The organism is Rathayibacter sp. AY1H2 (genome assembly GCF_002931985.1).
In the GTDB taxonomy this organism is placed as follows: domain Bacteria; phylum Actinomycetota; class Actinomycetes; order Actinomycetales; family Microbacteriaceae; genus Rathayibacter.
In genome coordinates this window covers 1-25072 of the sequence record NZ_PSUV01000013.1, presented here as the reverse complement: position 1 = coordinate 25072, position 25072 = coordinate 1, and the positions used below count along the sequence as shown (strand labels likewise).

The window sequence follows — 25072 nt, the reverse complement described above, 5'->3', positions numbered from 1 at the left end:
ACTGCGGACCTTCCTAGCCTCGAAGTCAGCGCCGGGAGCCGCATCCCGCACCGCGAGACAAGTCGGACAGGAAAGGGAAGCGATGCCGCTCGACCTCGAATATCTCCGGTACTGCCGCCCGGGCAACCCGTTCTACGCGGTCGCCGAGGAGGGGGACGACATCGATGGCGACGCCTTCGACGTCGCGTCCTTCGCTCCGGAGGACTGGCAGGTGAGGGAGTCGCGGCCGTGGCGGAACTGGATGCCGGACGGTTGCCTCCTCCCTCGTCAGGGATGGAAGCTCCACCTCTCGTCGACACTCGATGACGCGGAGAAGGTCCTCGCCGCTGCTGCACGCTACTGCTTCGCCTCCCGACTGCCTTTCAAGCATCTCTCGACCACCTCTCACCTTCTGATGCAGAACGGCAAGTACGCCGATCGAGCGGGAGCTGGGAAGTTCATCACCGTGTATCCCGGTTCGGACGACGAGTTCGCCCGAGCGCTGGAGGACCTCGACGTCCGTCTTCGCGGGTTCAGAGGCCCGTACGTACTGTCCGACCGGCGGTGGAAGTCCGGGCCTGTGCACTTCCGTTACGGCGCCTTCGTCCCGTCCGAGACGGAGAGCGGCTTCGTCTCGACGGTGCTCGACCCGGACGGGAACGAGGTGGAGGACGTCCGGCGGCCGACGTTCACACCTCCCCCGTGGGCTTCACTACCGGAGTCCGTCACTGTCGGGGCGGAGAACGAGGAAGAGGTCGCCTTCGGCTTCACGATGCTCTCAGCGCTGCACTTCTCGAACGGTGGTGGTGTCTATCTCGCTGAAGCGACGACCGACGAATTCGTGCCGATCGGGACGATCGTGGTCCTCAAGGAGGCGCGCCCGCACGCCGGGTTGGACGCCGACGGAGTCGACGCCGTGACTCGCCTGGCTCATGAGGAGGAGGCGCTCGTCGATCTGCAGTCCCTGGACTGCGTACCCGTCTTCTACGGATCCTTCACGGCCTGGGAGCACCGATACCTGGTCATGGAGCACATCGAGGGGAACGATCTGAAGCGCGAATGGATGACGAGGACTCCGCTGCTCCGACCAGCACCGTGGCGCGTCGGTGACCCTGCATACACCTCCTGGCTGACCACGACCGTCGCTCGCCTCGACGCCGCTCTCGCCTCCGTGCACCGCGCAGGATGGCTGCTCGGCGACATCCACCCGAAGAACGTCATCATGCGGAACGGCACGCACCCGTGCTTCCTCGACTTCGAGTTCGCGCATCGAATGGATCCGGAGTGGCGTTGTCGCCAGGGAGCGCCCGGCTATGAGCCCCTGGAAGGCCTGAAGGGGACGGAAGCGGACGAGTGGTCGCTCGGCATCCTCGAACTCGATCTCCTCTTCCCCCAAGCGACGATCGCCGACCAGGGCAACGTCGCGAAGATCGAGCAGCTCCTCCGAGCAGCCGCAGACGATCTCGCGGTTCCGCCCGCCGTGCTGCGGTCGATCAGGACCTCCACCCTCGACGTACTCCCCGCCTCCGGTCAGAGGTCGATCGACGAAGACGTCGGTCGACTCGCCGCCCTCTCGGACGACCAGCTGCGCGGCCAGATCGCCCGCGGTGTCGCATCGGTGCTTCAGTGGACGGACGACTCGCCGGTCGTCTCCGGAGACATCCCTGTCCTCGCCCGCGACAGCGCGGACCACCGTGCCGGATTCCCCTACGGCGCGGCTGGAGTCGTCGCTGTCTTAGGACGATCCGGAGATGTCGACCTCGAGGCCGCCGATCACTGGCTCGCCGCTCGCGTGGCCCAGGTTCGGTCGCGTGGTCTCTGCGGACGCGAGGGAATTCGCTACGCGGCTCGCCAGGCAGGACTCGCGCGCACACTCGAGGTCCTCGACCGCAGGCCCTCGGCCGCCCCTTCAGGTCCGACGCTGTGGTCGGGGTGGGCCGGTGCAGGGCTCGCCGAGCTCGCAGACGGAGGGGACCCGTCGGAGGCGGCCCACCATCTCACCACGCTGCTCGATGAGGACGTCCGAGGAGCCTCCGTCGGCCTCCTGCACGGATGGTCTGCGGCCGCGATCCTGTTCGCCCGACTCCACGAAGCCACTGGCGACGATTTGTACATCACGCTCGCGATACGAGCCGTCGACGTCGATCTGGCGCGCTGTGCGATCACCCGGAACAACACTCTCGAGTTCGATGAGGGATGGAGGACTCTTCCTTACCTGGGGATCGGCTCGACCGGGCCCGGCCTGGCGATCCTGGAGCTGCGGCGGGTCACGGGCGAGGAGCTCTTCGCCGATCCCCTCGCGTCCATCGACGCCGCCGCGTCCTACCAGCAGTGCGCGCAGGCCTCACTCGCCCACGGTCTGTCCGGATTCCTCGTCTACCTCCGCCGCCGCGTACTGCACCGCCCGAGCGCGGAACTCGAGGAGGTCCTCCGCTCGCACGTCCGGTCGCTGCGCCTGCACGCCGTGCTCGACGACACCGGCGTCTTCTTCCGCGGCAACCAGAACCTCCGACTCTCGTCGGACTACCTGACCGGCTCGCTCGGAGTGCTCGCAGCGCTCGACGAGCTCGAGACCGGACGCTCCGCCCTGCCGTTCGGACTCTGACCGAGTCGGCCCGAGACGAGGAGAGGAGGTGATCACATGAACCGGATCCTCGATTTCCAGACCCTCGAAGGTGAGGCCGACGCGCACGACGCCGCGCGCGTCAGCACCTTCAGCGTCATCTCGCCGTGCCCGGGCTGGCCCAGCTCGATCACGTGGGGCAACTGCTGATAGTCGCTACCGGGCGCCCGCGATCCAGCATGACGTGGATCGCGGGCGTCTCACGAGTAAGACGTCCCCACCTTCGTCGAGGAGAAACGCTCATGATCCCCACCCTCCAGGCTCGAGCCGTCGAGCAGGTCATCACCGTAGGCCGGCAGCGGACGACCGTCCTGCGGGGCTGCGACATCGATCTGGAAGGGGGCGGGCTCACCGCTGTCGTCGGCCGCTCCGGCTCCGGCAAGTCCTCTCTCCTGATGTGCCTCAGCGGACTGGACCGGCCGACGTCCGGCGTCGTCGAGGTCAACGGCCGGGACGTGAACAGGCTGTCAGCGGCCGATCGCGCTCGCATGCTCCGCGCCCAGATCGGGTTCGTGTTCCAGCAGTACAACCTCGTGCCCTTCCTCGATGTCGAGGAGAACATCGCGCTCCCCTTCAGGCTCGACCGATCACCCGTGCCGCACGACCTGATCGGTGGACTCGTGGAATCGTTCGGCCTGCGCGACCGGCGCCGTGCGCCGGCGCGAACGCTCTCGGGAGGTGAGCAGCAGAGGACCGCTCTCTGCCGCGCCCTTGCACGGCGGCCCGGCATCGTCTTCGCCGACGAGCCGACCGGCGCCCTCGACTCGCAGAGCTCGCGGGTCGTCCTGTCGACTCTGAGGACGATGGCGGACGAGGGCCAGATGATCGTGATGGTCACGCACGATCTCGACGCCGCAGCCCTCGCGGACACGGTCGTGGTGATGCACGATGGTCGGACCGTGCGGACGACCGGACGCTGCACCAGCCATGAGCTGCTGAGCATCCTCGAAGAGGCCGGGGCCTGACTCGTGTCCCGTTACGTCGTACGCCTGTTCGCCGACGAGTGGCGCCGATGGTCTCCCGCGATCGCTGTGGTCGCCCTGATGGCGACGCTGATCGGGTTGTGCGTTCAGCAGTTCGCCTGGACCGGCGACCCTGCATTCACCGCCTCTGTCACGGAGGCCGGCGTCGCGCTCGGTGAGTTCCGGATCCTCTCGATCACGATCTACACTGTCGTGGCGCTCGTCGGCTGGGTCGCCCTGACGATCGTCGGCCGAGCGAGCGTTCTGGCCACAGGACGCACGCACGCGCTCTGGCTCCTGCTGGGCGCCTCCCGAGCCCAGGTGTTCGACGTCACTCTCCTCGTGCTCGGCATCGTGAGTCTCCTCGGCGCCGGCATCGGAGCGCTCCTCTCGACACTGCTGGCGTTCTGGGCGGTTCCCGCATTCAACGGTGCCGTCTCGTCCGAGGTCGATCTTCCGAGCTTCTCGCTCGCGCCCTGGGCTCCGGTGGTCACGCTGGCGCTCGGCACGCTCACCGCTCTGGCGGGCGGAGTCCTGCCCGCGCGCCGCGCCGCCCGCACGCCGCCGAGCGCCGCGCTGCGTGAAGTCGGGAGCGGTCGACCGGGTACGGCGATGCGCGCGGTGCGGATCGGCTGCGGCATCGCCCTCCTCCTCATCGCCTCCGGCCTTGTCACGGCATCCGCCTCTGCTCGAGAACTCGGAGCGACCGGACCGGCGCCGATGTTCAACCTGGCCGTCGACGTAGGAGGCAGCGTCCTCGTGGCCGTCTACCTCCTCTGCCCGGAGGTGATCGCGCTCGTCTTCCGGGCTCTGCACGCGCTCTCCGCCCGATCGGGTCTCGTCGTCGCGGCTCTCGGAATCCGCGCGGCAGCAGCCCGGGTGCAGGTCAGCACCGCCACGATCGCGCCGCTCACGGCAGGGCTGGGGGCGATCGCCGTGCTCCTGTGCGCGGTGGAGTCCGTCGTCGCCATGACGACGGCGGTCCGGCCCGGGACCCGCGCCGATCTCACCGATGTTCTGACGATCGTCGCAGTCGTAGCCGTGTCGATGCTCGCCACCAGCGCCACTGTCGTCGCTCTCTCTGCGCAGAACCGCGAGCGCGAGATCGCCCTGCTCCAGGCAGCGGGCCTGCAGCGCCGACAGATCATCGGGCTCGTCGTCTCCGAGAGCCTCGCGATGTCCCTCGCCGCTTCCACAGCAGCTGCCGCACCCGTCGCCGCCACCGGCGCGGTCTGCTGGCTCGTCAGTCGCGCAGCACTGGGCGAAGGGGTAGTGATCTGGCCGGTCCCGAGCGTCGTTCTCGGCCTCATCGGCTCGTGGATCGTGCTCTCGCTGATCCTCCTGATTCCCGCGCAGGCTCGGCTTCGCCGTCCCCCTGGACCGAGGTTGCGTGAGCAGGGTGTCTGACGTGATCACGGGTCGCGACGCACTGCCGCCTCGGGTTTCTGCGATCGCCGGACGGCTGCGACATCTCGCAGCTCTGCAGCCGTCGAGCGCAGCCGCGGAGCCGACAGGCCCCCGGCAGGTGCTCCTCCGGGATCCCGACGGGCGCCCCGTGCAGCACACCCTCGTCATCGCACCGCAGGAGTCTCTGGTGCTCTCGCCGGGCGCCGCCGCTTTCCCACTTGTGAGCGATCAGGACGGTGATGAGCATCACCGCATCCGCGTCGCCGTCGCGACCAGGAGCGGAGCCGTCGAGATCGTTCAGGACGAGCGCCCCGTCTCCCCGCGCATCCGATCGTTCTCGGACGGATTCCTCTGGATAAGGCGGAACGACGCGGGTCGGCCCTGGCAGGCGGTCTGGTGGCATCGCAGCCTGACGACTCCCCACGTGCTGCTCGAAGAGCCCGATCAGGCTCGGAGGCTCGATCTGCGCAGCGTCGCCGGGGCGATCGCCGTACTCGCATCGAGAGGGGCGCGCGACTCCCGGTACTGGGTGCTGACCGGAGAGGAGAGCAGTCCCCCGACGTGCCGTCGCCTCGACCTCGGCACGGAGAACGCGGATGTCTCCGCCTGCAGGGGCGGCCTCGCGGTCCTGTATCGACGGCACGGAGTCGTCCGGATGACCGGCTCGACGCGTCCTCTCGAGGTTCCCGTTCCGAAGGCCCTTCAGGCGGAGCACCTGCAGGAGGCCCAGGGTGAGCTCTTCGTACTCGGTCGGTCGTCCGGCAGGAGAGCGGTGTGGCTGCCCGGCGGCGGGGCAGACGCGCTCTGGCTCGCGCCGGCGGCCGGGACCCTTGTTCCCGCCGTCGATCCGATCACCCGCCACCCGATCATGCTCGTCTCCTCCCCTGCTCACCGCGCCCACTGCGTCACCCCTGTACCGGGTAAGGCACTCGCCACCGAGGTCACAGAACGGATGAAGGTCACGTCACTCACTGCGCCGAGCCGGGACGGCACCCTCGTCCCGCTCACCCTGATGACTCCTGACGGCGCCGACAGCTGTCCCGTCGTCGTCCACGTCTACGGCGCCTACGGCATCAGCCTCGAGGGGCCGTTCGATCCCTTCACGGACGACCTCCTCGCGCGCGGAGCCGCGATCGCCTACTGCCATGTCCGCGGGGGCGGAGAGAACGGCCCGGAGTGGCATCGGCAGGCGACCGGCCTCGGCCGCGAGCGCCCGATCGAGGACCTCCTCGCCTGCCTGGCGTTGCTTCGTGAGCTTCCAGGGATCGACTCGCACCGGCTCCTTCTCACCGCGGCGAGCGCGGGCGCGCTGGTCGCTGCGACGGTCTGCCTCCGTCGCCCCGCAGAACTCCGTGGCCTCCACCTCGTGCATCCCTTCCTCGATCCCGTCGGCGCGCTCGATGATCGCTCCGCAGCCGCGGCGGCGTCCGACCGTGAGGAGTTCGGTGACCCTGACTGGATCCTCGCGAGCGGGCTCTCTCCACTCGCGACGATCGCCACAATGGTGGGGCGGAGCCGACCGCTTCCGCGCGCGTGGATTCGAGCCGGTCTCCGCGATGCCCGAGTCGACGCGTCGGCGATCGCGGAATTCGCAAGCGCCTACCGGGCAGTGGCTGAGCGCGACGATCCCGCGCACGTCGTCCTCCGTGCGACCTCGGGCGGTCACCTCAGCGGACTGACGCCCGAGGAGTCCCACCAGGAGAACGTCCTCGCTCACGCCTGGACGCTCGACCTCCTCGGCCTGGCCTGACCCGTCGAGCGCAAGGACGAGGGCGATCGTTCCGGCGGGAGCCGATCTCGTCCAGGCGAGAACTGCCCTACGGCGTCACTGGCCGGCACCCGACACCCCGCCCGCCGAGCCGTGCGGCATCGCCACGCACCGCCACAACGAGAACCCGGTGACCGCGGAGGCGTGCTCTCCCGACTCCGTCGCCGCCGGCCCCCACTCCTGCAGCTGTGTGCATCCGTCCGCCACCACGGCCTTCCGCACCGACTCGGTCGGTGGCGCCGAGTTCTTCAGAACCAGCAGAGGCGTGCGTCCTGCCGCGATCATCCCGGCGACGTCCTGCTCGGTGAAGACCCGCGCCTGGCCGGAGTAGCCGCCGTCGGTGAGCACGCTCGCGCCGGTCGCCGTGATGATCGGCGCCGAGATCGCCCAGGAGTCGGTGAGGAACAGGGGCGCTCCGTCCACCCCGCCGCCGGCGGCACGAGCAGCGGCGACCAGTGCGGTCTCGTCGGCGGTCATCGAGTCGTGCCCGCCGACCGCGTCCGGCGACGAGACCGCGAACGGAGCCGAGGTCTCGGCCCTCTGCGGGAAGCGCAGGCCGACGAGCGCGTCCCCGCCCGACCCGTCGAGGGACGCGTCGAGCACCTGGAGGCTGAACGCGATCGGCCCTGCCAGGATCACGACGGCCGCTGCGAGCGCGATCGAACGATGCCGGGCCGCGCCTCTGCTCGCCGCCGCACCGCCCCTACTCCACCGGGCCGCCACCGCGACCACGACGAGCCCTGCTCCGGCGAGCGCCGCGAGCGGCAGGCCCAGCACCGACGGCAGCTGCCCGCCCACGGCGAGCGCCGCGCTCCACGCCGTCTGCCCGACCAGGAGGAGCGGCAGCACCAGCCGCGCGCCGACCCGGGGCGACGCGAGCAGCCGCACCCCCTCCGCCCAGCCCAGCGCGGCGAGGAGCGCCAGCTGCACGCCGATCGCCGCGACGTACGCCATGTGCGGCACCGTCGCCACCGAGAGCACGCCCGCCGCTGTCACCAGCCACACCGCGAGGCAGACCAGGAGGGCGAAGGCACCGCGGGCACCTCCCCGCCTCCCCCGCCGCGGCCACCAGCGCACGGCGCCGAGCACCAGCCCGGCGAGCGCCGCGGGATACAGCCAGCCGACCTGCGTCGCGTACTGCGCCAGCAGCAGCTTGGCCGGCGAAGACCCCGCTGCTCCGCCCATCGTCGCCATGTGGGCGGAAGCGACGACGGCGCCGGGCACCGCTCCCGGGATCAGCCGGTCGAGCCCGTTGAACCCGAACACCATCGCGAAGACGTCGTTCCCCGTCGACCCGTCGATGTAGGGCCGGTCCCCTGCCGGCACCGCCTGCATCGCGACCATCCACGCCACCGAGGCGCCCACCACGACGGCCAGGAGCCCGCCCGCCCAGGCGAGGGCTCGGCGCCACCCGCGCACCCCGACGAGAGTCGCCACCACGAGCGCCGGCAGGACGAACCAGGCCTGCATCATCTTCGCCTGGAAGCCGATCCCGATGGACAGCCCGGTCATCAGCAGCGGCCACCACCGCTCCGTCAGCACCGCGCGCTGCCACCACACCAGCGCCACGGCGAGTGCCGCCGTGAGCAGCCCGTCCTCCATCGGGTGCCCGAACATCGACACGAGGATCGGCGTGCTCGCCGCCGCTGCCGCCGCGACCAGCCCGAGCCCCCGGCCGCCCCACCGGAGCCCGACGACCGAGCACGCCGCGACCGTGATCAGCCCCTCGATCAGCTGCGGCAGCGCGATCGACGACGTCGACATGCCGAACAGCCGGATGCTCAGCGCCTGCGGCACCGCGAACCCCGCCAGCTTGTCCAGCGTCACCGTGGCGGCGGGATCGAAGGCTCCGAACGCCAGCGCGTGCCACGACTCCGACATCGACCGTGCCGCCGCCTCGTAGAAGACGGCGTCTCCGCCCCGGGCGAGATTCCAGCCGGTGAGGGCCGTCGAACCGCACAGGATCGCGAGGAGGGTGAGCCGCGCCCACCAGGGTTCGCGCCACCAGCGGGCGAGCGGAGCGGAGTGGGTCACGTCCACCGACGCTAGGGAGCCGGCCTGCCGCCGCCCTTGCGGGCGGTCGGGGAGACGCCGTGCATGCCGCTCCGGCCTCTCAGTCCGGGCGCCGCCGGCACGGCCGACGACCAGGAAGGGTGCCGCGCCGCCCCGGTCACCCTCTAGAGTGCGGACATGCCCCGCTCCATGGCCGACCTCTCCTTCCGCCGCGCCCAGTGGGAGCAGCGCTACGCACCGCACGTGGCTCCCGTGAACCGCTGGGTCGACGAGCTGCGGAACCCCTACGGACGCGGCTGGCTGCCCTACGTCGCGCCCCTGCACGGCGGAGTGGAGGCGCGCGTCCTCAGCGTCCTCCGCGATCCCGGCCCCGCCACTCAGGACGGCATCGGAAGCGGCTTCCTCTGCACCGAGAACGACGACCCGACGGCCGAGCTCATGGCCGGGCTGATGGACGAGGTGGGGCTCGCCCCCGTCGACCTGCTGCCGTGGAACGCCTACCCCTGGTACATCAACCAGGCGCCGAACGCCGAGCAGCTCGACGCCGGCGTCGAGACCGTCCTGCATCTGCTCGCGCTCGCCCCCGACGTCGAGGTGGTCCTCCTGCAGGGCGGCGACGCCGATCACGGCTGGCGGCGCCTCCTCAGGCGGCACCCGGCGATCGAGCGCGAGCGCGGCCTCACGGTGATCCGCACCTTCCACCCGTCGCGACAGGCGCTCTGGGCACGGGATCCCGCCGAGCGGGAGGCGCGCTCCGCCCGACGTCGCGAGGCCTTCGCCGAGGTCGCCGCAGCGCTCCGGTGAGCGGCCCGCAGCATCACGACGAGGCCCGGAAACGACGGAAGCCCTGACGACGACCAGTGGTCTCATCAGGGCTTTCCGTCGGGCTGACAGGATTTGAACCTGCGACCCCTTGACCCCCAGTCAAGTGCGCTACCAAGCTGCGCCACAGCCCGTGGCAGACCGGGCCGAGGCCCGGGCAACTCGACTACCTTAGCGGATGCCGACGCCGGAAGTGAAAACGAGCGGGCCCCGTAGACTCGCTGCGCGGAACGCGTCGGCACGGGTCGACGCGCCGTCGGCAGCTCGGGAGGCGTCAGCAGTGGATGCGCGGCAGAAGCGATCACAGGTGGCCCTGCACCGGGCGATCGTCGAACTCGCGACCGGCCGCGACGTCGCCACCCTCACCGTCTCCGAGATCACCGATCTCGCCGGCGTGAACCGCTCCACCTTCTACGCCCACGCCTCGTCCGCCGCGGAGCTGCTCTGCGCCGCCCTGCAGGACGAGCTCGACGCGATCCGGGAGGGCTACCTCCAGCAGCTCCGGAGCGGTGCCGCGACCGACGCGAGCATCCGCGAGGGCACCTCCCGCGTCCTCGGCCACCTGGACGGCCACCGCGACCTCTACCTCCGCGCCTTCGACGCCCCCGGCGGGGACTCGGGCCTCCGCGCGATGCTGGCAGGGCACTTCCGCACCGCCGTCTCCGCGACGCTCGACACGGGGATCCTCGACGTCCCGGCCGCGGACGCACCGCTCGGCTTCCTCGAGGACGCGACGGCCTCGTTCCTCGCGGCGGGCTCCGTCGGCCTGATGGAGCAGTGGCTCCGTCTGCCCGCGCCCCGCGATCCCGGCAGCTACCTCGCCGCCTACCGACGGCTCCTGCCGCCGTGGTGGCCCTTCGCCACCGGCGACTGACCGGCCTCGTCGGGCGCCGCTGCGCAGACGCTCGCCGAGAGAGTCGACCGCTCGGCTCGAGGGCGGCCGCAACTCCGCAAGCCGGACCGCGCGGCTCCTCGCTCCCTCTCGAGAGAGCTGTCCCGCTCGGCCGTGACGCCTCGGCAGCAGCATCCGCCCCCTCGACTCGACGACCGCTCCTCCCGGAGACGCGGACGGCCCGCGGGAGGAGCTCCCACGGGCCGGACACGGTACGGCTGCGCTCAGCGCGCGCGCTTCTCGCGGACGCGCATGTTGACGTTCACCGGCGACCCCTGGAAGCCGTAGATCTCGCGCAGGCGGCGCGCGATGTAGCGGCGGTAGCCCGGGTCGAGGAACCCGGTCGTGAAGAGGACGAATGTCGGCGGGCGCGACGAGGCCTGCGTGCCGAAGAGCACGCGGGGCTGCTTGCCTCCGCGGAGGGGGTGCGGGTGCGCCGCGGTGAGCTCGGCGAGGAACGCGTTGAACTTGCCCGTCGGGATGCGCGTGTCCCACGACTCGAGGGCGAGCTCGAGCGCCGGCACGAGCTTCTCGAGGTGGCGGCCGGTGCGGGCCGAGATGTTGACGCGGGGCGCCCACGCCACGTGGGCGAGGTCGGTCTCGATCTCGCGCTCGAGGTAGCGGCGGCGCTCGTCGTCGAGGAGGTCCCACTTGTTGAAGGCGAGCACGAGCGCCCGGCCCGACTCCAGCACCAGGTCGATGATGCGGACGTCCTGCTCCGAGATCGGCTGCGAGACGTCGAGGACGACGACGGCGACCTCGGCCTTCTCGAGCGCGGTCGAGGTGCGCAGCGACGCGTAGAAGTCGGCGCCCTGCTGGAGGTGCACGCGGCGGCGGATGCCCGCGGTGTCGACGAAGCGCCAGACCTTGCCGGCGATCTCGACCTGCTCGTCGACCGGGTCGCGCGTGGTGCCGGCGAGCTCGTTGACGACGACCCGCTCCTCCCCCGCCGCCTTGTTGAGCAGGCTGGACTTGCCGACGTTCGGGCGGCCGAGGATCGCGACGCGGCGCGGTCCGCCGACCTCGCGCTTGGCGACGGCCGACTCCAGAGGGAGCTTCTCGAGCACCGCGTCGAGCAGGTCGGCGACGCCGCGGCCGTGGACCGCCGAGACGGGGCGGGGCTCGCCCAGGCCGAGCGACCACAGCGAGGCGGCGTTCGGCTCCTGGCGGGCGTCGTCCACCTTGTTGGCGGCGAGGAAGACCGGCTTCTTCGTCTTGCGCAGCAGCTTCACGACGTGCTCGTCGGTCGCGGTCGCGCCCACGTTCGCGTCGACGACGAAGATGACGGCGTCGGCGAGGTCGATGGCGATCTCGGCCTGCATGGCGACGGAGGCGTCGATGCCGCGGGCGTCGGGCTCCCAGCCGCCGGTGTCGACGATGGTGAACGCCCGGTCGATCCACTCCGCCTTGTAGGACACGCGGTCGCGCGTGACGCCCGGGGTGTCCTCGACGACGGCCTCGCGGCGGCCGAGGATGCGGTTCACCAGCGCGGACTTGCCGACGTTGGGGCGGCCCACGATCGCCACGACCGGGAGGGCGGGGAGGTAACGGACCTCGTCCGAGTCCTCCCCGGCGAACTCGAGGAGGTCGAGGTCCTCCTCGTCGAGGTCGTAGTCCTCGAGTCCGCTGCGGAGCGCCTGCGCGCGTGAGGAGGCGAGCTGCTCGTCGAGGTCGCCGAGGCGCTCGACGAGGTCGTCGTCTCCGAAGTTCAGCTCGTCGTCACCGACGTGCGTGTCCTGTGCCATGACCGGCCCTTGCTCTCGAAGTTCGGACCTCGGCGACGACCGCGTCGACGGTCTGCTCGAAGTCGAGATGAGTGGAGTCGAGAAGAGTGACTCCTTCTGCGGCGTTCATGAAGTCGACCACCTGCGAGTCGGCGCGGTCCCTCGACCGCAGCGCCTGACCCGTCGCCTCGGCGGATTCCGTGGTGACCTCGCGCGAACGCCTGGCCATTCTAGCCTCTTCGCTCGCCGTCAGCAGGATCCGGACCGGAGCGGTCGGTGCGACGACCGTCGTGATGTCGCGGCCCTCGACGATGATGCCCTCCCGACGCGTCTCGCCGATGATCCTCCGGAACAGCAGTGTGATCCTCCGACGGACCTCGGGGACCTTCGCCACGGCCGAGACGCGCGCGGTCACCCGGGGCTCGCGGATGGCGGCGGTCACCTCGGTCGGACCGACCCACACCGAGTACGACTCGGGGTCGGTGCCGATGGAGTAGTCGAAGCCGTCGAGCGCGTCGACGATCGCGTCCTGGTCCTCGAAGTCGAGGCCGCGGTCGAGCCCGTGCCAGGCGAGCGCGCGGTAGGCCGCTCCCGTGTCGAGGAACTCGAAGTCGAGGCGGCGGGCGGCAGCCCTCGACACGCTGGACTTGCCGCTGCCGGCCGGGCCGTCGATGGCGACCACGACGGCCTCGCCGAAGTCGCCCTGCTCGGCGGCCTCGGAGCGCGCCTCGCGCTCGGGAGCCGCGCCCCCGTCCTCCGGGATGCTCTGCTGTGCCCGGCGGGCGGGCGTCATCCTGTTCAGGCCGCCCTCCTGCCTGTTCTGCTCGGTGCTCATCCGGCGATCCTCCAGCCGCGTATGGTCAGTTCTTCGGTCAGCGGCGCGACCGCTTCGGGCACCACCGAGATCTCGGCGAGACCCACTCGGCGCCCCTGCGCGTGCTCGAGGCGCACGTCCTCGAGATTGACGCCCGCCTCGCCGATCTCCACCAGGAGCCGCGCGAGGGTTCCGGGAGAGTCGTCGACGAGGACGATCAGGGTCGAGAAGCGCTGGTCCTGGCCGTGCTTGCCGGGCAGGCGCGCCACTCCGGCGTTGCCCGCGGCCAGGTGCTCGGCGAGCACGCGGCGCGAGCCGGGCGCCTCGAGGTCGCGGAGCGCGTCGGCGACCGCGGCGACGTCGTCGCGGAAGGCGTCGAGCACCGCGACGACGTGCTCGCGGTTCGCGGCCAGGATCTGCATCCAGAGCTCGGGGTCCGAGGCCGCCAGGCGCGAGACGTCGCGGACGCCCTGCCCGGCGAGGCGGAGCGCCGCGTTCGGGGCGTCGAGGAGGCGCTGGCCGAGCAGTGACGAGATCACCTGCGGGGCGTGCGAGACGAGGCCGACCGACAGGTCGTGCTCCTCCGGGTCCATCTCGACGATGGTGCCGCCGAGGTCGAGAGCGAGGCCCTCCACCCTTGCGAGCGCGTCGGGCGCGGTCTCGCCGTCGCGGCAGATCACCCAGGGTCTGCCGACGAAGAGGTCTCCCCGCGCGGCGACCGGTCCGCCGCGCTCGCGGCCGGCCATCGGGTGCGAGCCGATGTAGCGGGCGAGGTCGACGCCTCGGGAGCGCAGCTCGCGCAGCGGCTGGGTCTTGACGCTCGCCACGTCGGTGACGACGGCTCCGGGGTGCGCCGCGAGCTCGCGCTCGACGACGCTCGCGGTGACGTCAGGGGGGACGCAGACGACGACGACGGAGGGCCGGTCGTCGGCGGAGGCGGCGCGGCCGGCCCCGTAGTCGATGGCGAGGGAGAGGCTCGCGGGCGAGGCGTCGTCGAGGACGACGTCGATCCCGCGGGAGGCGAGGCCGAGGCCGATGGAGGCGCCGAGCAGTCCGGAGCCGACCACCCGCACCGTCCCGGTCGTCCGCATCGCGGGCGGCGCGGGGTGCAGGAGCTCGTTCACCCCGACAGCCTAGCGATCGGCGCGGCGCTGCTTGTCGGCGCCGGACCGGCGCGGAGGACCGTCGCTCCGCCCGCCGCCGGCGGAGGAGCCGCCGCGATCGGACGACCGTCCCGCCGAGCCGCCGCGGTCGGACGACCGTCCGGACGATCCGCCGCGATCCGAGGATCGCCCGGCCGAGCCGCGCTCCGCCGGGGCGACGTGCTCGCCGCTGTCAGGCCGGGGCCGCCGCGCACCCGCGCTCGCCTTCTTCGAGGGGACCGCGGGAGCGGCCGCCACCGCCTCGCCGCCCTGCCGCGCGATCGTGAGCAGCGCGCCCAGCTCCTCCCGGGTCAGGTCGCGCAGATCGCCCGAGCGCAGGGTGCCCAGGTGCAGCGGCCCGAACTGGCGCCGGACGAGCTCGATCACCGGGTGGCCGACCGCCGCCATCATCCGGCGGACGACCCGGTTGCGACCGGAGTGCAGGGTGATCTCGACGAGCGAGGCGTTCGAGCGGCCCTCCGGCCGGCCGAGGAGACGCGCCTTGTCGGCGGCCACCGGTCCGTCGTCGAGCTCGATCCCGGAGGTCAGGGTCGCGATCGTCTGCGGGAGGACCTGCCCGTGCACCTTCGCGATGTAGGTCTTCGTCACTCCGAACGACGGGTGCGCGAGGACGTGGGCGAGCTCGCCGTCGTTGGTCAGCACGAGCAGGCCCGAGGTCTCGGCGTCGAGGCGCCCGACGTTGAACAGCCGCTCCTCGAAGTTCTTCGTGTAGTGGCTGAGGTCGGTGCGTCCGTTCTCGTCCGCCAGCGAGCTGACGACGCCGATCGGCTTGTTGAGCATGACGTAGCGGCGCGAGGTGTCCAGCTGCACCGCGACCCCGTCGACCTCGATCCGGTCGGTCGCCGGATCGATGCGGCGGCCGAGCTCGTCCGCCACCTCGCCGTTGACGCGGATCCGCCGCGCCACGATCATCTCCTCGACCACTCGTCGGGAGGCGACCCCCGCTGCCGCGAGGACCTTCTGCAGTCGTTCGCCGTCGGGGCCGCTGTCAGGCGCGCTCATCGAATCCGTCTCTTCCGTCGCTCAGTAGGGGGGAGATCTTCGGCAGCTCGTCGAGCGAGGTGAGGCCGAGGTGCACGAGCAGCTGCTCGGTGGTGCCGTAGAGGACCGCGCCCGTCTCGGGGTCGTGGCCGACCTCCGCGATGAGGCCGCGGCCGAGGAGGGTGCGCGCGACGGAGTCGACGTTGACCGCGCGGATCTGCGCGACCTGACCGCGCGAGACCGGCTGCTTGTAGGCGATCACGGCGAGCGTCTCGAGCGCCGCCTGCGAGAGCCGCGTCGGGTTCTGCGTCAGGACGAAGTCCTTGACCACCGGGTCGTACTCGCGGCGCACGTAGATCCGCCAGCCGGCACCGACCTCGCGCAGCTCGAAGCCCCGGCGGATCGCTCCGCCTGCGCCGTCGTAGTCGGCGACCAGGCGCTCGATCGACTGGCGGACCACGGCGATCGGCCTCGACAGCGCGGTCGCGAGGGAGGCGAGCGGCTGCGGCTCGTCCGCGACCATCAGGATCGCCTCGATCGCCCGGTCGATCTCGAACGCGACGGTCCCGGGGCCGGCGTCAGGAGTCATAGTCGGCTCCGAGCGCGGCGAGGCTCGCATCGCTCCACTGCTCGGCGACCCACCGCAGCGTGAGCTCGCCGAGCGGCTCCGGCTGGTCGAACGAGATCGCGGCGTGCCGGTAGAGCTCGAGCACGGCCAGGAAGCGCGCGACGATCACGCCTTTCTCGTCGGCGTCCGCGATCAGCTCGCCGAAGGTGGCCCTCCCGCGGGCGCGCAGCATCGCCACGACGTGGGCGGCCTGCTCCCGGATGCTGATCTGCGGGGCGTGCAGGTGGTCCAGGCCCACCGTCGGCAGCTCGCGCGGAGCGAGGGCGACGGTCGCGAGGGCGGCGAAGTCGGCGGGCGACAGGGTCCAGACGAGCTCCGGCTTCGCGGACCGGTACTCCTCCTCCAGAGGCACGTCGCGCACGTGGCGGGCGGTCTCGATCGCGATCCGCTCGGCGAACCACGACGACACCTGCTTGAAGGCCCGGTACTGCAGGAGCCGGGCGAACAGCAGGTCTCGCGCCTCCAGCAGCGCCGCGTCCTCCGCGTCCACGAGCTCGCCTTGGGGCAGGAGTCCGGCGATCTTCAGGTCGAGGAGCGTCGCGGCGACGACGAGGAACTCCGACGCGCGGTCCAGCCCCTCGAGCGAGTCGATCCCGTGCAGGTACGAGAGGAACTCGTCCGTCACGGCGCTCAGCGCGATCTCGGTGATGTCGACCTGCTGCTTCGCGATGAGGCTCAGCAGGAGGTCGAACGGACCCTCGAAGTTGGTCAGCGCGAGGTGGAACCCGGTGGGAGCGGCGCGCTCCTCGAGGAGGACCTCAGGCGACCGCGCCACGCGAGATCAGCTCCCTGGCGAGCTTGCGGTACGCCTTCGCGGCGTTGTGCTCGGGCGCGAACTGGGTGATCGGGACGCCGGACACGCTGGCGTCCGGGAACTTCACCGTGCGGCCGATCACCGTCTCGAGCACGCTGTCGCCGAAGGCGTCGACCACCCGGTCGAGCACCTCCCGCGAGTGCAGGGTGCGGGAGTCGTACATCGTGGGCAGGATGCCGTCGAGCTCGATCACCGGGTTGAGCCGGTCGCGGACCTTGTCGATCGTCTCGATCAGCAGGGCGACGCCGCGCAGCGCGAAGAACTCGCACTCGAGCGGGATGAGGACGCCGTGGCTCGCGGTGAGCGCGTTGACCGTGAGCAGGCCCAGCGAGGGCTGGCAGTCGATCAGGATGACGTCGTAGTCCGCGCTCACCTTGCGGAGCACCCGGGCGAGGATCTGCTCGCGCGCGACCTCGTTGACGAGGTGGACCTCGGCGGCGGAGAGGTCGATGTTGGCCGGGATGACGTCCAGGCCCGGCACGCGGGTCCTCCGGATCGCCTCGGCCGGGTCCTTCACGGTGCCGAGGAGCAGGTCGTAGATCGTGATGGCGTCGTAGGTCGTGACCCCGAGGCCGGCCGAGAGGGCGCCCTGCGGGTCGAAGTCGATGGCCAGTACGCGTCGGCCGTACTCGGCGAGGGTCGCGCCCAGGTTGATGGTCGTCGTCGTCTTGCCGACGCCGCCCTTCTGGTTGCAGAGGGAGATGATCCGAGCGGGGCCGTGACCGGTGAGCTCCACCGGCAGCGGGAAGTCGCGCAGGGGGCGGCCGGTCGGGCCGAGCGTCGGGGCTTCGAGACCGGTGAGCTCGGCCTTGTCGTCCGTCTTGCGTGTCACCTGCGTCGTCCTCGCTTCCGTGGCGGCGTGCGCTCCCGCGCGGCCTCCGACGAGTGTACCGGCGCCCCGCTCCCCGGCCGCCGCGCCCCGCCGCGCGGGGCCGCGGCTCTAGCGCCGCGCTCGCGGGTGCGCGGACGTGTAGACGTCCCGGAGCGTGTCCGCCGTCACCAGCGTGTAGATCTGCGTCGTCGCCACCGAGGCGTGCCCGAGGAGCTCCTGCACCACGCGGACGTCGGCACCGCCCGCGAGCAGGTGGGTCGCGAACGAGTGCCGGAAGGTGTGCGGCGAGATCTCCCGGTCCAGCCCGGCCTTCTCGGCGACGGCGCGGATGACCAGCCAGGCGCTCTGCCGCGACAGGCGGCTCCCGCGGACCCCCAGGAAGAGCGCCGGCGTCGCGCGTCCCCTCCGCGAGAGCTCGGGCCGCGCACGCACGAGGTACTCGTCGACCGCCTCGCGGGCGAAGCGGCCGAGCGGCACCATCCGCTGCTTGGACCCCTTGCCCGTCAGCCGCACCACCTCCGCGGCGACCACGTCGTCGACGTTCAGGTCCACCGCCTCCGAGATGCGCGCGCCCGTCGCGTAGAGCAGCTCCAGCAGGGCCCGGTCCCGCAGGTCCGCGAGCTCCTCGCCGCGCGCCGCGTCGAGCAGTGCCGCCATCTGCTCGACCGTGACCGCCTTCGGCAGGGTCATCGGGACCTTCGGCGGCATCACGTCCCGGGCAACGTCGTCCGCGACGACCCCCTCCTCGAGGGCGAAGCGGTGCAGCCCTCGGACGCTCGAGAGGATCCGTGCGCGCGAGCTCGCCGCGAGCGGCCGCTCCGGGCGTGCGGCCAGCCAGGAGGAGAACTCCCCCACGTCGACCCGTCCGAGCTGCGCCAGATCGACGGTCCCGCGCTCCTCGAGCCAGCCGAGGTAGAGCTCCAGGTCGCGCCGGTAGGCCGCGAGCGTGTGCGCCGAGAGCCCGCGCTCCACGCTCGCCTGCCGGAGGTACGCCTCGGCGCAGGCGCGGGGGCTCACCCCCGGGGGTGGCGGACCCGCGGGTGGCGCGTCCACGGCGAGGACGCGTCGCCCAGCCCGTCCCAGTCGCGCGAGCGGAACGCGTGCGCCGCGAGCACCGCGATCGTCAGCGAGGGGTTCTGCACCCGGCGGGCGAGGACCGCCTCGACCGCCTCGTCCAGCGGCACCCACCGCAGCTCCATGTCCACCTCCTCCGCCTCGCGGTCGAAGGCGGAGCCGGTGGACGAGAGCCCGCGGGCCAGGTAGATCCGGATGACCTCGTCGCTGCCGCCCGGCGAGGTGGCGAACTCCGAGAGCAGGTCCCAGCGCTCGGCCTGCAGGTCCGTCTCCTCGCCCAGCTCCCGCTGAGCGGCGACCAGGGGATCCTCGCCCTCGACGTCGAGCAGGCCGGCCGGGATCTCCCACTCGCGGGTGCGGACAGGGTGCCGGTACTGCTTGATCAGGGCGACGCGGTCCTCGTCGTCGAGGGCCAGCACGGCGACGGCTCCCGTGTGATCGAGGAACTCCCGGCGCAGCTCGCCGCCGCCGTAGCGGAACGTCTCGGCGCGGACGCCCCAGACCATCCCGTCGAAGACGCGCTCACTGGTCAGGACCTCCGGCTCGACGAGCTCGTCCGACAGCGGCTCACTCATCGGCGCCCGCCTCCGATGCCGGGAAGAGGCGCGAGGCCTCCTGGCGCTCGAGGGCGGCGGTCACGAGGCCGCGGAAGAGCGGGTGCGCGGCGTTCGGGCGCGAGCGGAGCTCCGGGTGCGCCTGCGTGCCCACGTAGTAGGGGTGCTTCTCGCGGGGCAGCTCGACGTACTCCACGAGGTGGCCGTCGGGCGAGAGGCCCGAGAACCAGAGCCCCGCCTCGGCGATCCGGTCGCGGTAGCGGTTGTTGACCTCGTAGCGGTGACGGTGGCGCTCGGCAGCCTCAGGTGCGCCGTACACCTCGGCGACGATCGAGCCCTCGGCGAGCTCGGCCGTGTAGAGGCCGAGGCGCATCGTGCCGCCCATGTCCCCGGACGCGAGGATCTCGACCTGCTCGGCCATCGTCGCGATGACGGGGAACTCCGTCTCCGGGTCGAACTCCGACGACGAGGCCCCCTCGAGGCCGGCCTCGTTGCGGGCGTACTCGATGACCATGCACTGCAGGCCGAGGCAGAGCCCGAGGGTCGGTATCCCGTTCTCCCGCGCGAAGCGCAGCGCGCCGAGCTTGCCCTCGATGCCGCGGATGCCGAAGCCGCCGGGCACGCAGATGCCGTCGAGCTCGGAGAGCGCCTTGGCCGCAGCCTCGGGGTCCTCGAGCCCGTCGGAGGCGATCCAGCGGATGGCGACCTTCGTCTGCTGCGCGAAGCCGCCGGCTCGCAGAGCCTCCGTCACGGAGAGGTAGGCGTCGGGCAGGTCGATGTACTTCCCGACCAGGCCGATGGTGACCTCGTGCTTGGGCTCGTGCACGGCCTCGAGCAGTCGCGACCAGCCGTCCCAGACGACCTCGCCGGCCGGGAGGCCCAGCTGGTCGATGATGTAGGCGTCGAGGCCCTGCTCGTTGAGCATCTGCGGGATCTCGTAGATCGACGCGACGTCCTTGGCGTTGACCACGGCCTGCTCGTCGACGTCGCACATCAGCGCGATCTTGCGCTTGTTCGACTCCGACACGGGCCGGTCGCTCCGCAGCACCAGGGCGTCCGGCTGGATGCCGATCGAGCGCAGCGCCGCGACGGAGTGCTGGGTGGGCTTGGTCTTCTGCTCGCCGGAGGCGCCCATGAAGGGCACCAGCGAGACGTGCACGAAGAAGACGTTGCGGCGGCCGAGCTCGTGGCGGACCTGGCGGGCCGACTCGATGAACGGCTGGCTCTCGATGTCGCCGACGGTGCCGCCGATCTCGGTGATGATGACGTCCGGCTGCGGGTCGTCCTCCGACTGGAGGCGCATGCGCCGCTTGATCTCGTCCGTGATGTGCGGGATGACCTGGACCGTGTCGCCGAGGTACTCGCCGGCGCGCTCGCGCGCGATGACCCTCGAGTAGATCTGGCCGGTCGTGACGTTCGCGGCCTGGTTCAGGTTGATGTCGAGGAAGCGCTCGTAGTGGCCGATGTCGAGATCGGTCTCGGCGCCGTCGTCGGTCACGAAGACCTCGCCGTGCTGGAACGGGTTCATCGTCCCCGGGTCCACGTTGAGGTACGGGTCGAGCTTCTGCATGACGACGCGCAGCCCGCGCGCGGTCAGCAGGTTGCCCAGGCTCGCGGCCGTGAGTCCCTTGCCGAGCGAGGAGACGACACCGCCGGTGACGAAGATGTGCTTCGTGATCTTCGAGGGGGCGTCCTGCCCGGCCGTCGAAGCGTTCCGGGTCGAGGACCCGGAGGAGCCCTCGGGATCCGAGGGAGAAGAAGAGGAAAGGCCCGCGTTCGTAAAGTCCACCACGGGGTTCCACCGTAACAGCAGAACGGCGGCGGCGGACCGCCCGGGACGGATCGATGTCGTCCCGGGCCGCTCGCGATCAGCCCCGCCGACTCGATTCGAGGAGCTCCCGCGCATGAGCGAGAGCGTTGGCGGAGTCGGTGAGCCCCGAGAGCAGGCGCGCCATCTCGGACACCCGCTCCTCGGAGTCGAGCTGCGTCACGGCGCTCGAGGTCACCGCGCCGTCCGAGCCCTTCTCGACGCGGAGGTGGTTCGTGGCGAATGCGGCGACCTGCGCGAGGTGTGTCACCACGATGACCTGCGAGGTCTCGGCGAGCCGCGCGAGCCGTCGGCCGATCTCGATCGCCGCTGCTCCGCCGACCCCCGCGTCGACCTCGTCGAAGACGAACGTCGGCACGGGGTCGTTGGCGGCGACCACGACCTCGATCGCGAGCATCACCCGCGAGAGCTCGCCGCCCGAGGCTCCGCGGGCGAGGGGCCGGGGTGCGGCCCCGGTGTGCGGCTGGAGCAGCATCTCGACGGAGTCGCGCCCGTGGATGCTCGGCTCCCCCGCGGCCGTCACCTTCACGTGCAGGCGCGCATCCGCCATGGCCAGCGCGGTGAGCTCGTCGCTGACCCGCTCCCCCAGCTCGGCGGCCGCCGCGGTCCGCAGCTCGGTCAGCCGGGTCGCGAGGCGGTCGACGAGGTCCGCGTCGGCCGCGGTGTCGGCCTCGAGAGCCGCGATCCTCTCGTCGTCGCCGTCGAGCTCGAGCAGGCGGAGTCCGGAGGAGTCCACCAGGTCGAGCACGTCGTCCAGCGTCGGTCCGTAGGTGCGGGCGAGCAGGGACAGCTCCGCCCGACGGTTCTCGATCAGCTCCAGGTCGTGCGCGCCGTCGAGGTCGAGCTCCGCCAGGTACGAGGAGAGCCCTCCGGCGGCGTCGACGAGGAGCACCGCCGCCTCGCCGAGCGTCTGGACCGTCGGCTGCAGCGCGGCGTCGTGCTCGGCCGCCCGCTCCAGCACGCGCCGCGCCGTCTCGAGGAGCCCGAGCGCGTCCCGCCCGTCCAGCTCCTCGGACGAGATCGCCTCGCGGGCCTCGCCGGCGGCGAGCCGGAGCTGCTCGATGCTCCCGAGCCGGGCGGACTGCGCCGCGAGCTCGACGTCCTCCCCGCGCTGGGGGGCGACCACCTCGATCTCGGCGAGGGCGGAGCGGAGCCGTTCGGCTTCGCGGGCGCGCGTCTCCCGGGCCTCGGTGAGCGAGTCGAGCTCCTCCCGGTTGGCCCGCCAACGCTCGAAGGCGCTCGCGTAGTCGCGGAGGGCGTCGGCGAGACCGGGTCCGCCGAACCGGTCGAGCGCCTCGCGCTGCGCCGCGGCGGAGCGGAGGCGGATCTGGTCCGACTGCCCGTGCACGACGACCAGCTGATCGGCGAGCTCGCTCAGCACGCTGACCGGTGCGCTCCGGCCGCCGACGACGGCTCGCCCGCGTCCCTCCGCCGAGACGGACCGCGCGAGGAGCAGCTCCGGGCCGTCGAGATCGCCGCCGGCGTCGTGGACGCGCTCGGCGACCGGGCCCTCCTCGGGGACCAGCCAGCGCCCCGACACCCAGGCCTGCTTCGCTCCTGAGCGCACCGCGGACGCGTCCGAGCGCGCGCCCAGCACGAGGCCGAGCGCCGTGACCACCATCGTCTTGCCGGCGCCGGTCTCGCCGGTGACCGCGGTGAAGCCCGGTCCGAGCGGGAGCGTCGCCTCGGCGATCACTCCGAGGTCGCGGATCTGCAGCTCTTCGAGCATCGGGCCTTACTCCGTCTCCGCCGACCCCCGCCATCCGCGGATGGGGAGACCGAACTTGTGCACGAGTCGATCGGTGAAGGGGGCGTCGTGCAGGCGTGCGAAGCGCACGGGCACGGGCGAGCGCCGGTAGACGACGCGCGCTCCCGGCGGCAGCTCGTAGGCGCGCCGGCCGTCGGCCCAGAGGACGCCGACGCCGTCGGTCCTCTCCTTGACCTCGACGGCGAGGCTCGACGACGGGCCCACGACGAGGGGCCGCGCGAAGAGGGCATGGGCACTGAGCGGAACGAGGAGCATCGCCTCGACGGTCGGCCACACGACGGGGCCGCCCCCGGAGAAGGCGTAAGCGGTGGAACCGGTCGGAGTGGACACGACGATGCCGTCGCAGCCGAAGCTCGACAGCGGACGTCCGTCGACGCCCACCATGACCTCGAGCATCCGCTCGCGGCTGCCCTTCTCGACGGTCGCCTCGTTGAGCGCCCAGGTCTCGTAGACGACGGCCTCGTCGATCTTGACGCGCACCTGCAGGGTCATCCGCTCCTCGACCGCGTAGTCGCCGTCGAGTGCGCGAGCGACGGCGTCGTCGAGATCGTCCCGCTCGCTCTCCGCGAGGAACCCGACGTGGCCGAGGTTCACGCCGAGCAGAGGGGCCGTCCCGGACCGGACGATCTCCGCTGCGCGGAGGATGGTCCCGTCCCCGCCGAGCACGAACACGAGCTCGATGGACTCGAGCGGGACGTCGGACCCGAGCACGGCGACGTCGCTCAGATCCGGAGCGACCGCGACGATGTCGCCCTTGTCGTCGGCGCAGAGGACGGGGTGGGCGCCGGAGTTCCGGAGGCGCTCGACGACGAGGACCGCCGCATCGAGGGAGTCCGTCCGTCCGGTGTGGGCGACGACGAGGATGTTGCGCTCGTCACGAGGGGACTGCATCGAGGGTGTGTCCTTCTGGTCGGTCGACAGCGGCGGACACGATCGCGTCATCCGGTGGTGAGCGCGGTGACCGCGTCCCTCCATTCTGTCGGAATCGTTCCGCGGTCGCGGTGGAGGTGCGCCAGATACTCGCGATTCCCAGCGCCCCCCGGGAGTGGCGACTCGGCCAGCCCGACGACGCCGAGCCCCAGGTCCCACGCCGACCACAGGACGTCCGAGAGGGCCTCGCGACGCAGCTCCGGATCCCGGACGATCCCCTCCCGCACTCCCAAGCGGCCGACCTCGAACTGCGGCTTCACCAGCACCACGAAGTCGGCGAGCGGATCCACGGAGGCGGCGACGGGAGGCAGAACCATCCGCAGGGAGATGAAGGACACGTCGGACACGACCAGGTCCGGGACGATCTCGGTCCTGGCGGCTTCGGCGAGCCGGGCGGCGGTGAGATCCCGCGCATTGAACCCCTCCACCACGTGGACGCGATCGTCGGACCGGATCCGGGGAGCGAGCTGCGCGTGCCCGACGTCGAGGGCGATCACCGAGGCGGCGCCGCGCTCGAGCAGGACCTGCGAGAACCCGCCCGTCGACGCCCCGACGTCGAGAGCGTTCCGGCCGGCGACTCGCACCGTCGCGAAGGTGTCGAGGGCGGCGAGCAGCTTGTGGGCGGCCCGGCTGACGTAGTGGTCGAGGCCGGCGACCGCGACGTCCTGATCGTCGCGGACGCGGATCGAGGGCTTCAGTGCAGGGACGCCGTCCACCGTCACCAGACCGTCGGCGATCATCCGAGCGGCATGGGTGCGGGACCGGGCGATGCCCCGTTCGGCGAGAGCCGAGTCGAGTCGCGAGTCTTCGGTCATCGGTCGCGGTCGGCGTTCTCGAGTCGGATGCGCAGCTGCTCCTGCAGCTGGACGTATCCGGCCGCCCTCTTGTCGAGCGCAGTCTGCTCGATCCGGAGGAGCTCGTCTGACAGGACGTGTTCCTCCACGACGTCGAAGCCGTTCTGGAGCGGCCTCGATTCCGGAGAGGACGTCGGGTCGTGCTGAGTCATCGCTGCTCCTCGTTCCGGAGTCGGGCGACGACGGTCATCGTCGCTCCGGCCGGCCCTGTTCGTCCTCGAACAGAGACCGACCGGTTAAACAGCGATGGCCACCCATTTCTGGGTGGCCATCGTGAATGGTGTCCGGCGGTGTCCTACTCTCCCACAGGGTCCCCCCTGCAGTACCATCGGCGCTGAGAGTCTTAGCTTCCGGGTTCGGAATGTGACCGGGCGTTTCCCTCTCGCTATGGCCGCCGTAACCCTGGCGACACACGCACCCGAGGGCACATGGTCAAATCTGGGTTACACGCCGTGCGTGTATTCAATTGTTCCGCTCCTCCCGAAGGAGGATGCGGGGTGCCCGTCTTCTGGGAACCACAAAGTGGACGCAAGCAATCTCTGACCACTCCTACCAGCCTTTACAACGGTATGAGTGTAGTGATTATCAAGTTATCGGCTTATTAGTACCGGTCAGCTCCGACAGTCTTTAGTCCTGTCTTCC

At 71.4% G+C, this 25072-nt stretch carries 21 protein-coding genes, 1 tRNA gene, 1 rRNA gene and 1 pseudogene; 7 read left to right on the top strand and 17 right to left on the bottom strand.

From position 1 onward, the window contains the following. The first annotated feature begins 82 nt into the window (after positions 1–82). The 5 genes from lanKC (at position 83) to C5C29_RS10645 (ending at position 6721) form a co-directional block, all read left to right on the top strand. Complete coding sequence (gene lanKC / locus C5C29_RS10660; RefSeq protein WP_104308377.1) at positions 83–2584, top strand: class III lanthionine synthetase LanKC; 2502 nt, start codon at positions 83–85, stop codon at positions 2582–2584. A 36-nt stretch (positions 2585–2620) separates the two neighbouring features. Continuing rightward, a complete protein-coding gene (locus tag C5C29_RS17520; RefSeq protein WP_258059251.1) occupies positions 2621–2752 on the top strand; it encodes a hypothetical protein in 132 nt (43 codons plus the stop codon). A 92-nt stretch (positions 2753–2844) separates the two neighbouring features. After that, complete coding sequence (locus tag C5C29_RS10655) at positions 2845–3567, top strand: ABC transporter ATP-binding protein (protein WP_104225415.1); 723 nt, start codon at positions 2845–2847, stop codon at positions 3565–3567. Between the two features lie 3 nt (positions 3568–3570). Further along, positions 3571–4971 carry an FtsX-like permease family protein gene (locus C5C29_RS10650; protein WP_104308376.1) on the top strand — a complete coding sequence of 467 codons (1401 nt, stop codon included), beginning with the start codon at positions 3571–3573 and terminating at the stop codon, positions 4969–4971. Between the two features lie 772 nt (positions 4972–5743). Beyond that, entirely contained in the window at positions 5744–6721 is a 978-nt protein-coding gene (locus tag C5C29_RS10645; RefSeq protein ID WP_146076898.1) for a prolyl oligopeptidase family serine peptidase, read from the top strand. Between the two features lie 75 nt (positions 6722–6796). Here C5C29_RS10645 and C5C29_RS10640 read toward each other — a convergent pair whose 3' ends face one another. Continuing rightward, the gene (locus tag C5C29_RS10640; protein WP_104225454.1) at positions 6797–8773 is read right to left on the bottom strand and encodes a glycosyltransferase family 39 protein; all 1977 of its coding nucleotides are present in this window, start codon (positions 8771–8773) and stop codon (positions 6797–6799) included. A gap of 156 nt (positions 8774–8929) precedes the next feature. Here C5C29_RS10640 and C5C29_RS17515 point away from each other — a divergent pair, with 156 nt between their 5' ends. Continuing rightward, positions 8930–9556, top strand: a complete 627-nt coding sequence (locus C5C29_RS17515) for a uracil-DNA glycosylase (RefSeq protein WP_104247179.1) — start codon at positions 8930–8932, stop codon at positions 9554–9556. 78 nt (positions 9557–9634) lie between these two features. On the opposite strand, the gene C5C29_RS10630 is transcribed toward C5C29_RS17515, so the two are convergent. Further along, positions 9635–9708 (bottom strand) — tRNA-Pro (locus tag C5C29_RS10630). Positions 9709–9881: 173 nt separating this feature from the next. On the opposite strand from C5C29_RS10630, the gene C5C29_RS10625 reads away from it, so the two are divergent. Further along, positions 9882–10448 (top strand): TetR/AcrR family transcriptional regulator, encoded by a 567-nt coding sequence (locus tag C5C29_RS10625; RefSeq protein ID WP_104225419.1) that lies wholly within the window; start codon positions 9882–9884, stop codon positions 10446–10448. A gap of 242 nt (positions 10449–10690) precedes the next feature. On the opposite strand, the gene der is transcribed toward C5C29_RS10625, so the two are convergent. From der to rrf, 15 genes and pseudogenes are all read right to left on the bottom strand, one after another. Continuing rightward, positions 10691–12211 carry a ribosome biogenesis GTPase Der gene (der, locus tag C5C29_RS10620; RefSeq protein ID WP_104222506.1) on the bottom strand — a complete coding sequence of 507 codons (1521 nt, stop codon included), beginning with the start codon at positions 12209–12211 and terminating at the stop codon, positions 10691–10693. After that, positions 12186–13025, bottom strand: a complete 840-nt coding sequence (cmk, locus tag C5C29_RS10615; RefSeq protein ID WP_244229618.1) for a (d)CMP kinase — start codon at positions 13023–13025, stop codon at positions 12186–12188. The genes der and cmk overlap by 26 nt, the downstream gene beginning before the upstream one ends. Then, a complete protein-coding gene (locus C5C29_RS10610) occupies positions 13022–14095 on the bottom strand; it encodes a prephenate dehydrogenase (protein WP_104308388.1) in 1074 nt (357 codons plus the stop codon). The genes cmk and C5C29_RS10610 overlap by 4 nt, the downstream gene beginning before the upstream one ends. A 315-nt stretch (positions 14096–14410) precedes the next feature. Further along, positions 14411–15169 (bottom strand): annotated as a pseudogene (locus C5C29_RS10605) (pseudouridine synthase); the annotation flags it as partial. After that, positions 15156–15737 carry an SMC-Scp complex subunit ScpB gene (gene scpB, locus C5C29_RS10600; protein WP_104308373.1) on the bottom strand — a complete coding sequence of 194 codons (582 nt, stop codon included), beginning with the start codon at positions 15735–15737 and terminating at the stop codon, positions 15156–15158. The gene scpB and the pseudogene C5C29_RS10605, both read right to left, overlap by 14 nt. After that, a complete protein-coding gene (locus C5C29_RS10595) occupies positions 15727–16551 on the bottom strand; it encodes a ScpA family protein (protein WP_104267431.1) in 825 nt (274 codons plus the stop codon). The genes scpB and C5C29_RS10595 overlap by 11 nt, the downstream gene beginning before the upstream one ends. Next, positions 16535–17422 (bottom strand): ParA family protein, encoded by an 888-nt coding sequence (locus C5C29_RS10590; RefSeq protein ID WP_104222502.1) that lies wholly within the window; start codon positions 17420–17422, stop codon positions 16535–16537. Before C5C29_RS10590 ends, C5C29_RS10595 begins: the two co-directional genes overlap by 17 nt. Positions 17423–17530: 108 nt before the next feature. After that, on the bottom strand, positions 17531–18439 hold the full coding sequence (gene xerD, locus C5C29_RS10585; RefSeq protein WP_104225422.1) for a site-specific tyrosine recombinase XerD: 909 nt from the start codon (positions 18437–18439) through the stop codon (positions 17531–17533). Continuing rightward, a complete protein-coding gene (locus tag C5C29_RS10580; RefSeq protein WP_104308372.1) occupies positions 18436–19071 on the bottom strand; it encodes an NUDIX hydrolase in 636 nt (211 codons plus the stop codon). Before C5C29_RS10580 ends, xerD begins: the two co-directional genes overlap by 4 nt. Continuing rightward, the gene (locus C5C29_RS10575; RefSeq protein ID WP_104222604.1) at positions 19064–20728 is read right to left on the bottom strand and encodes a CTP synthase; all 1665 of its coding nucleotides are present in this window, start codon (positions 20726–20728) and stop codon (positions 19064–19066) included. Before C5C29_RS10575 ends, C5C29_RS10580 begins: the two co-directional genes overlap by 8 nt. 190 nt (positions 20729–20918) lie before the next feature. Then, a complete protein-coding gene (gene recN, locus C5C29_RS10570) occupies positions 20919–22607 on the bottom strand; it encodes a DNA repair protein RecN (RefSeq protein ID WP_104222499.1) in 1689 nt (562 codons plus the stop codon). A 6-nt stretch (positions 22608–22613) separates the two neighbouring features. After that, on the bottom strand, positions 22614–23537 hold the full coding sequence (locus tag C5C29_RS10565) for an NAD kinase (RefSeq protein ID WP_104222498.1): 924 nt from the start codon (positions 23535–23537) through the stop codon (positions 22614–22616). 47 nt (positions 23538–23584) lie between these two features. Then, positions 23585–24391, bottom strand: coding sequence for a TlyA family RNA methyltransferase (locus C5C29_RS10560; protein WP_104222497.1), 807 nt, complete (start codon positions 24389–24391; stop codon positions 23585–23587). Further along, positions 24388–24582 carry a hypothetical protein gene (locus tag C5C29_RS10555; protein ID WP_104222496.1) on the bottom strand — a complete coding sequence of 65 codons (195 nt, stop codon included), beginning with the start codon at positions 24580–24582 and terminating at the stop codon, positions 24388–24390. The genes C5C29_RS10560 and C5C29_RS10555 overlap by 4 nt, the downstream gene beginning before the upstream one ends. Before the next feature lie 130 nt (positions 24583–24712). Further along, positions 24713–24829, bottom strand: a 5S ribosomal RNA gene (gene rrf, locus C5C29_RS10550). Positions 24830–25072 lie beyond the last annotated feature (243 nt).

Coding starts and splice junctions, on each gene's coding strand:
- lanKC (WP_104308377.1), top strand. CDS start 83: ATGCCGCTCGACCTCGAATATCTCCGGTACTGCCGCCCGGGCAACCCG.
- C5C29_RS17520 (WP_258059251.1), top strand. CDS start 2,621: ATGAACCGGATCCTCGATTTCCAGACCCTCGAAGGTGAGGCCGACGCG.
- C5C29_RS10655 (WP_104225415.1), top strand. CDS start 2,845: ATGATCCCCACCCTCCAGGCTCGAGCCGTCGAGCAGGTCATCACCGTA.
- C5C29_RS17515 (WP_104247179.1), top strand. CDS start 8,930: ATGCCCCGCTCCATGGCCGACCTCTCCTTCCGCCGCGCCCAGTGGGAG.
- der (WP_104222506.1), bottom strand. CDS start 12,211: ATGGCACAGGACACGCACGTCGGTGACGACGAGCTGAACTTCGGAGAC.
- cmk (WP_244229618.1), bottom strand. CDS start 13,025: ATGAGCACCGAGCAGAACAGGCAGGAGGGCGGCCTGAACAGGATGACG.
- C5C29_RS10610 (WP_104308388.1), bottom strand. CDS start 14,095: ATGCGGACGACCGGGACGGTGCGGGTGGTCGGCTCCGGACTGCTCGGC.
- scpB (WP_104308373.1), bottom strand. CDS start 15,737: ATGACTCCTGACGCCGGCCCCGGGACCGTCGCGTTCGAGATCGACCGG.
- C5C29_RS10580 (WP_104308372.1), bottom strand. CDS start 19,071: ATGAGTGAGCCGCTGTCGGACGAGCTCGTCGAGCCGGAGGTCCTGACC.
- recN (WP_104222499.1), bottom strand. CDS start 22,607: ATGCTCGAAGAGCTGCAGATCCGCGACCTCGGAGTGATCGCCGAGGCG.
- C5C29_RS10565 (WP_104222498.1), bottom strand. CDS start 23,537: ATGCAGTCCCCTCGTGACGAGCGCAACATCCTCGTCGTCGCCCACACC.
- C5C29_RS10560 (WP_104222497.1), bottom strand. CDS start 24,391: ATGACCGAAGACTCGCGACTCGACTCGGCTCTCGCCGAACGGGGCATC.
- C5C29_RS10555 (WP_104222496.1), bottom strand. CDS start 24,582: ATGACTCAGCACGACCCGACGTCCTCTCCGGAATCGAGGCCGCTCCAG.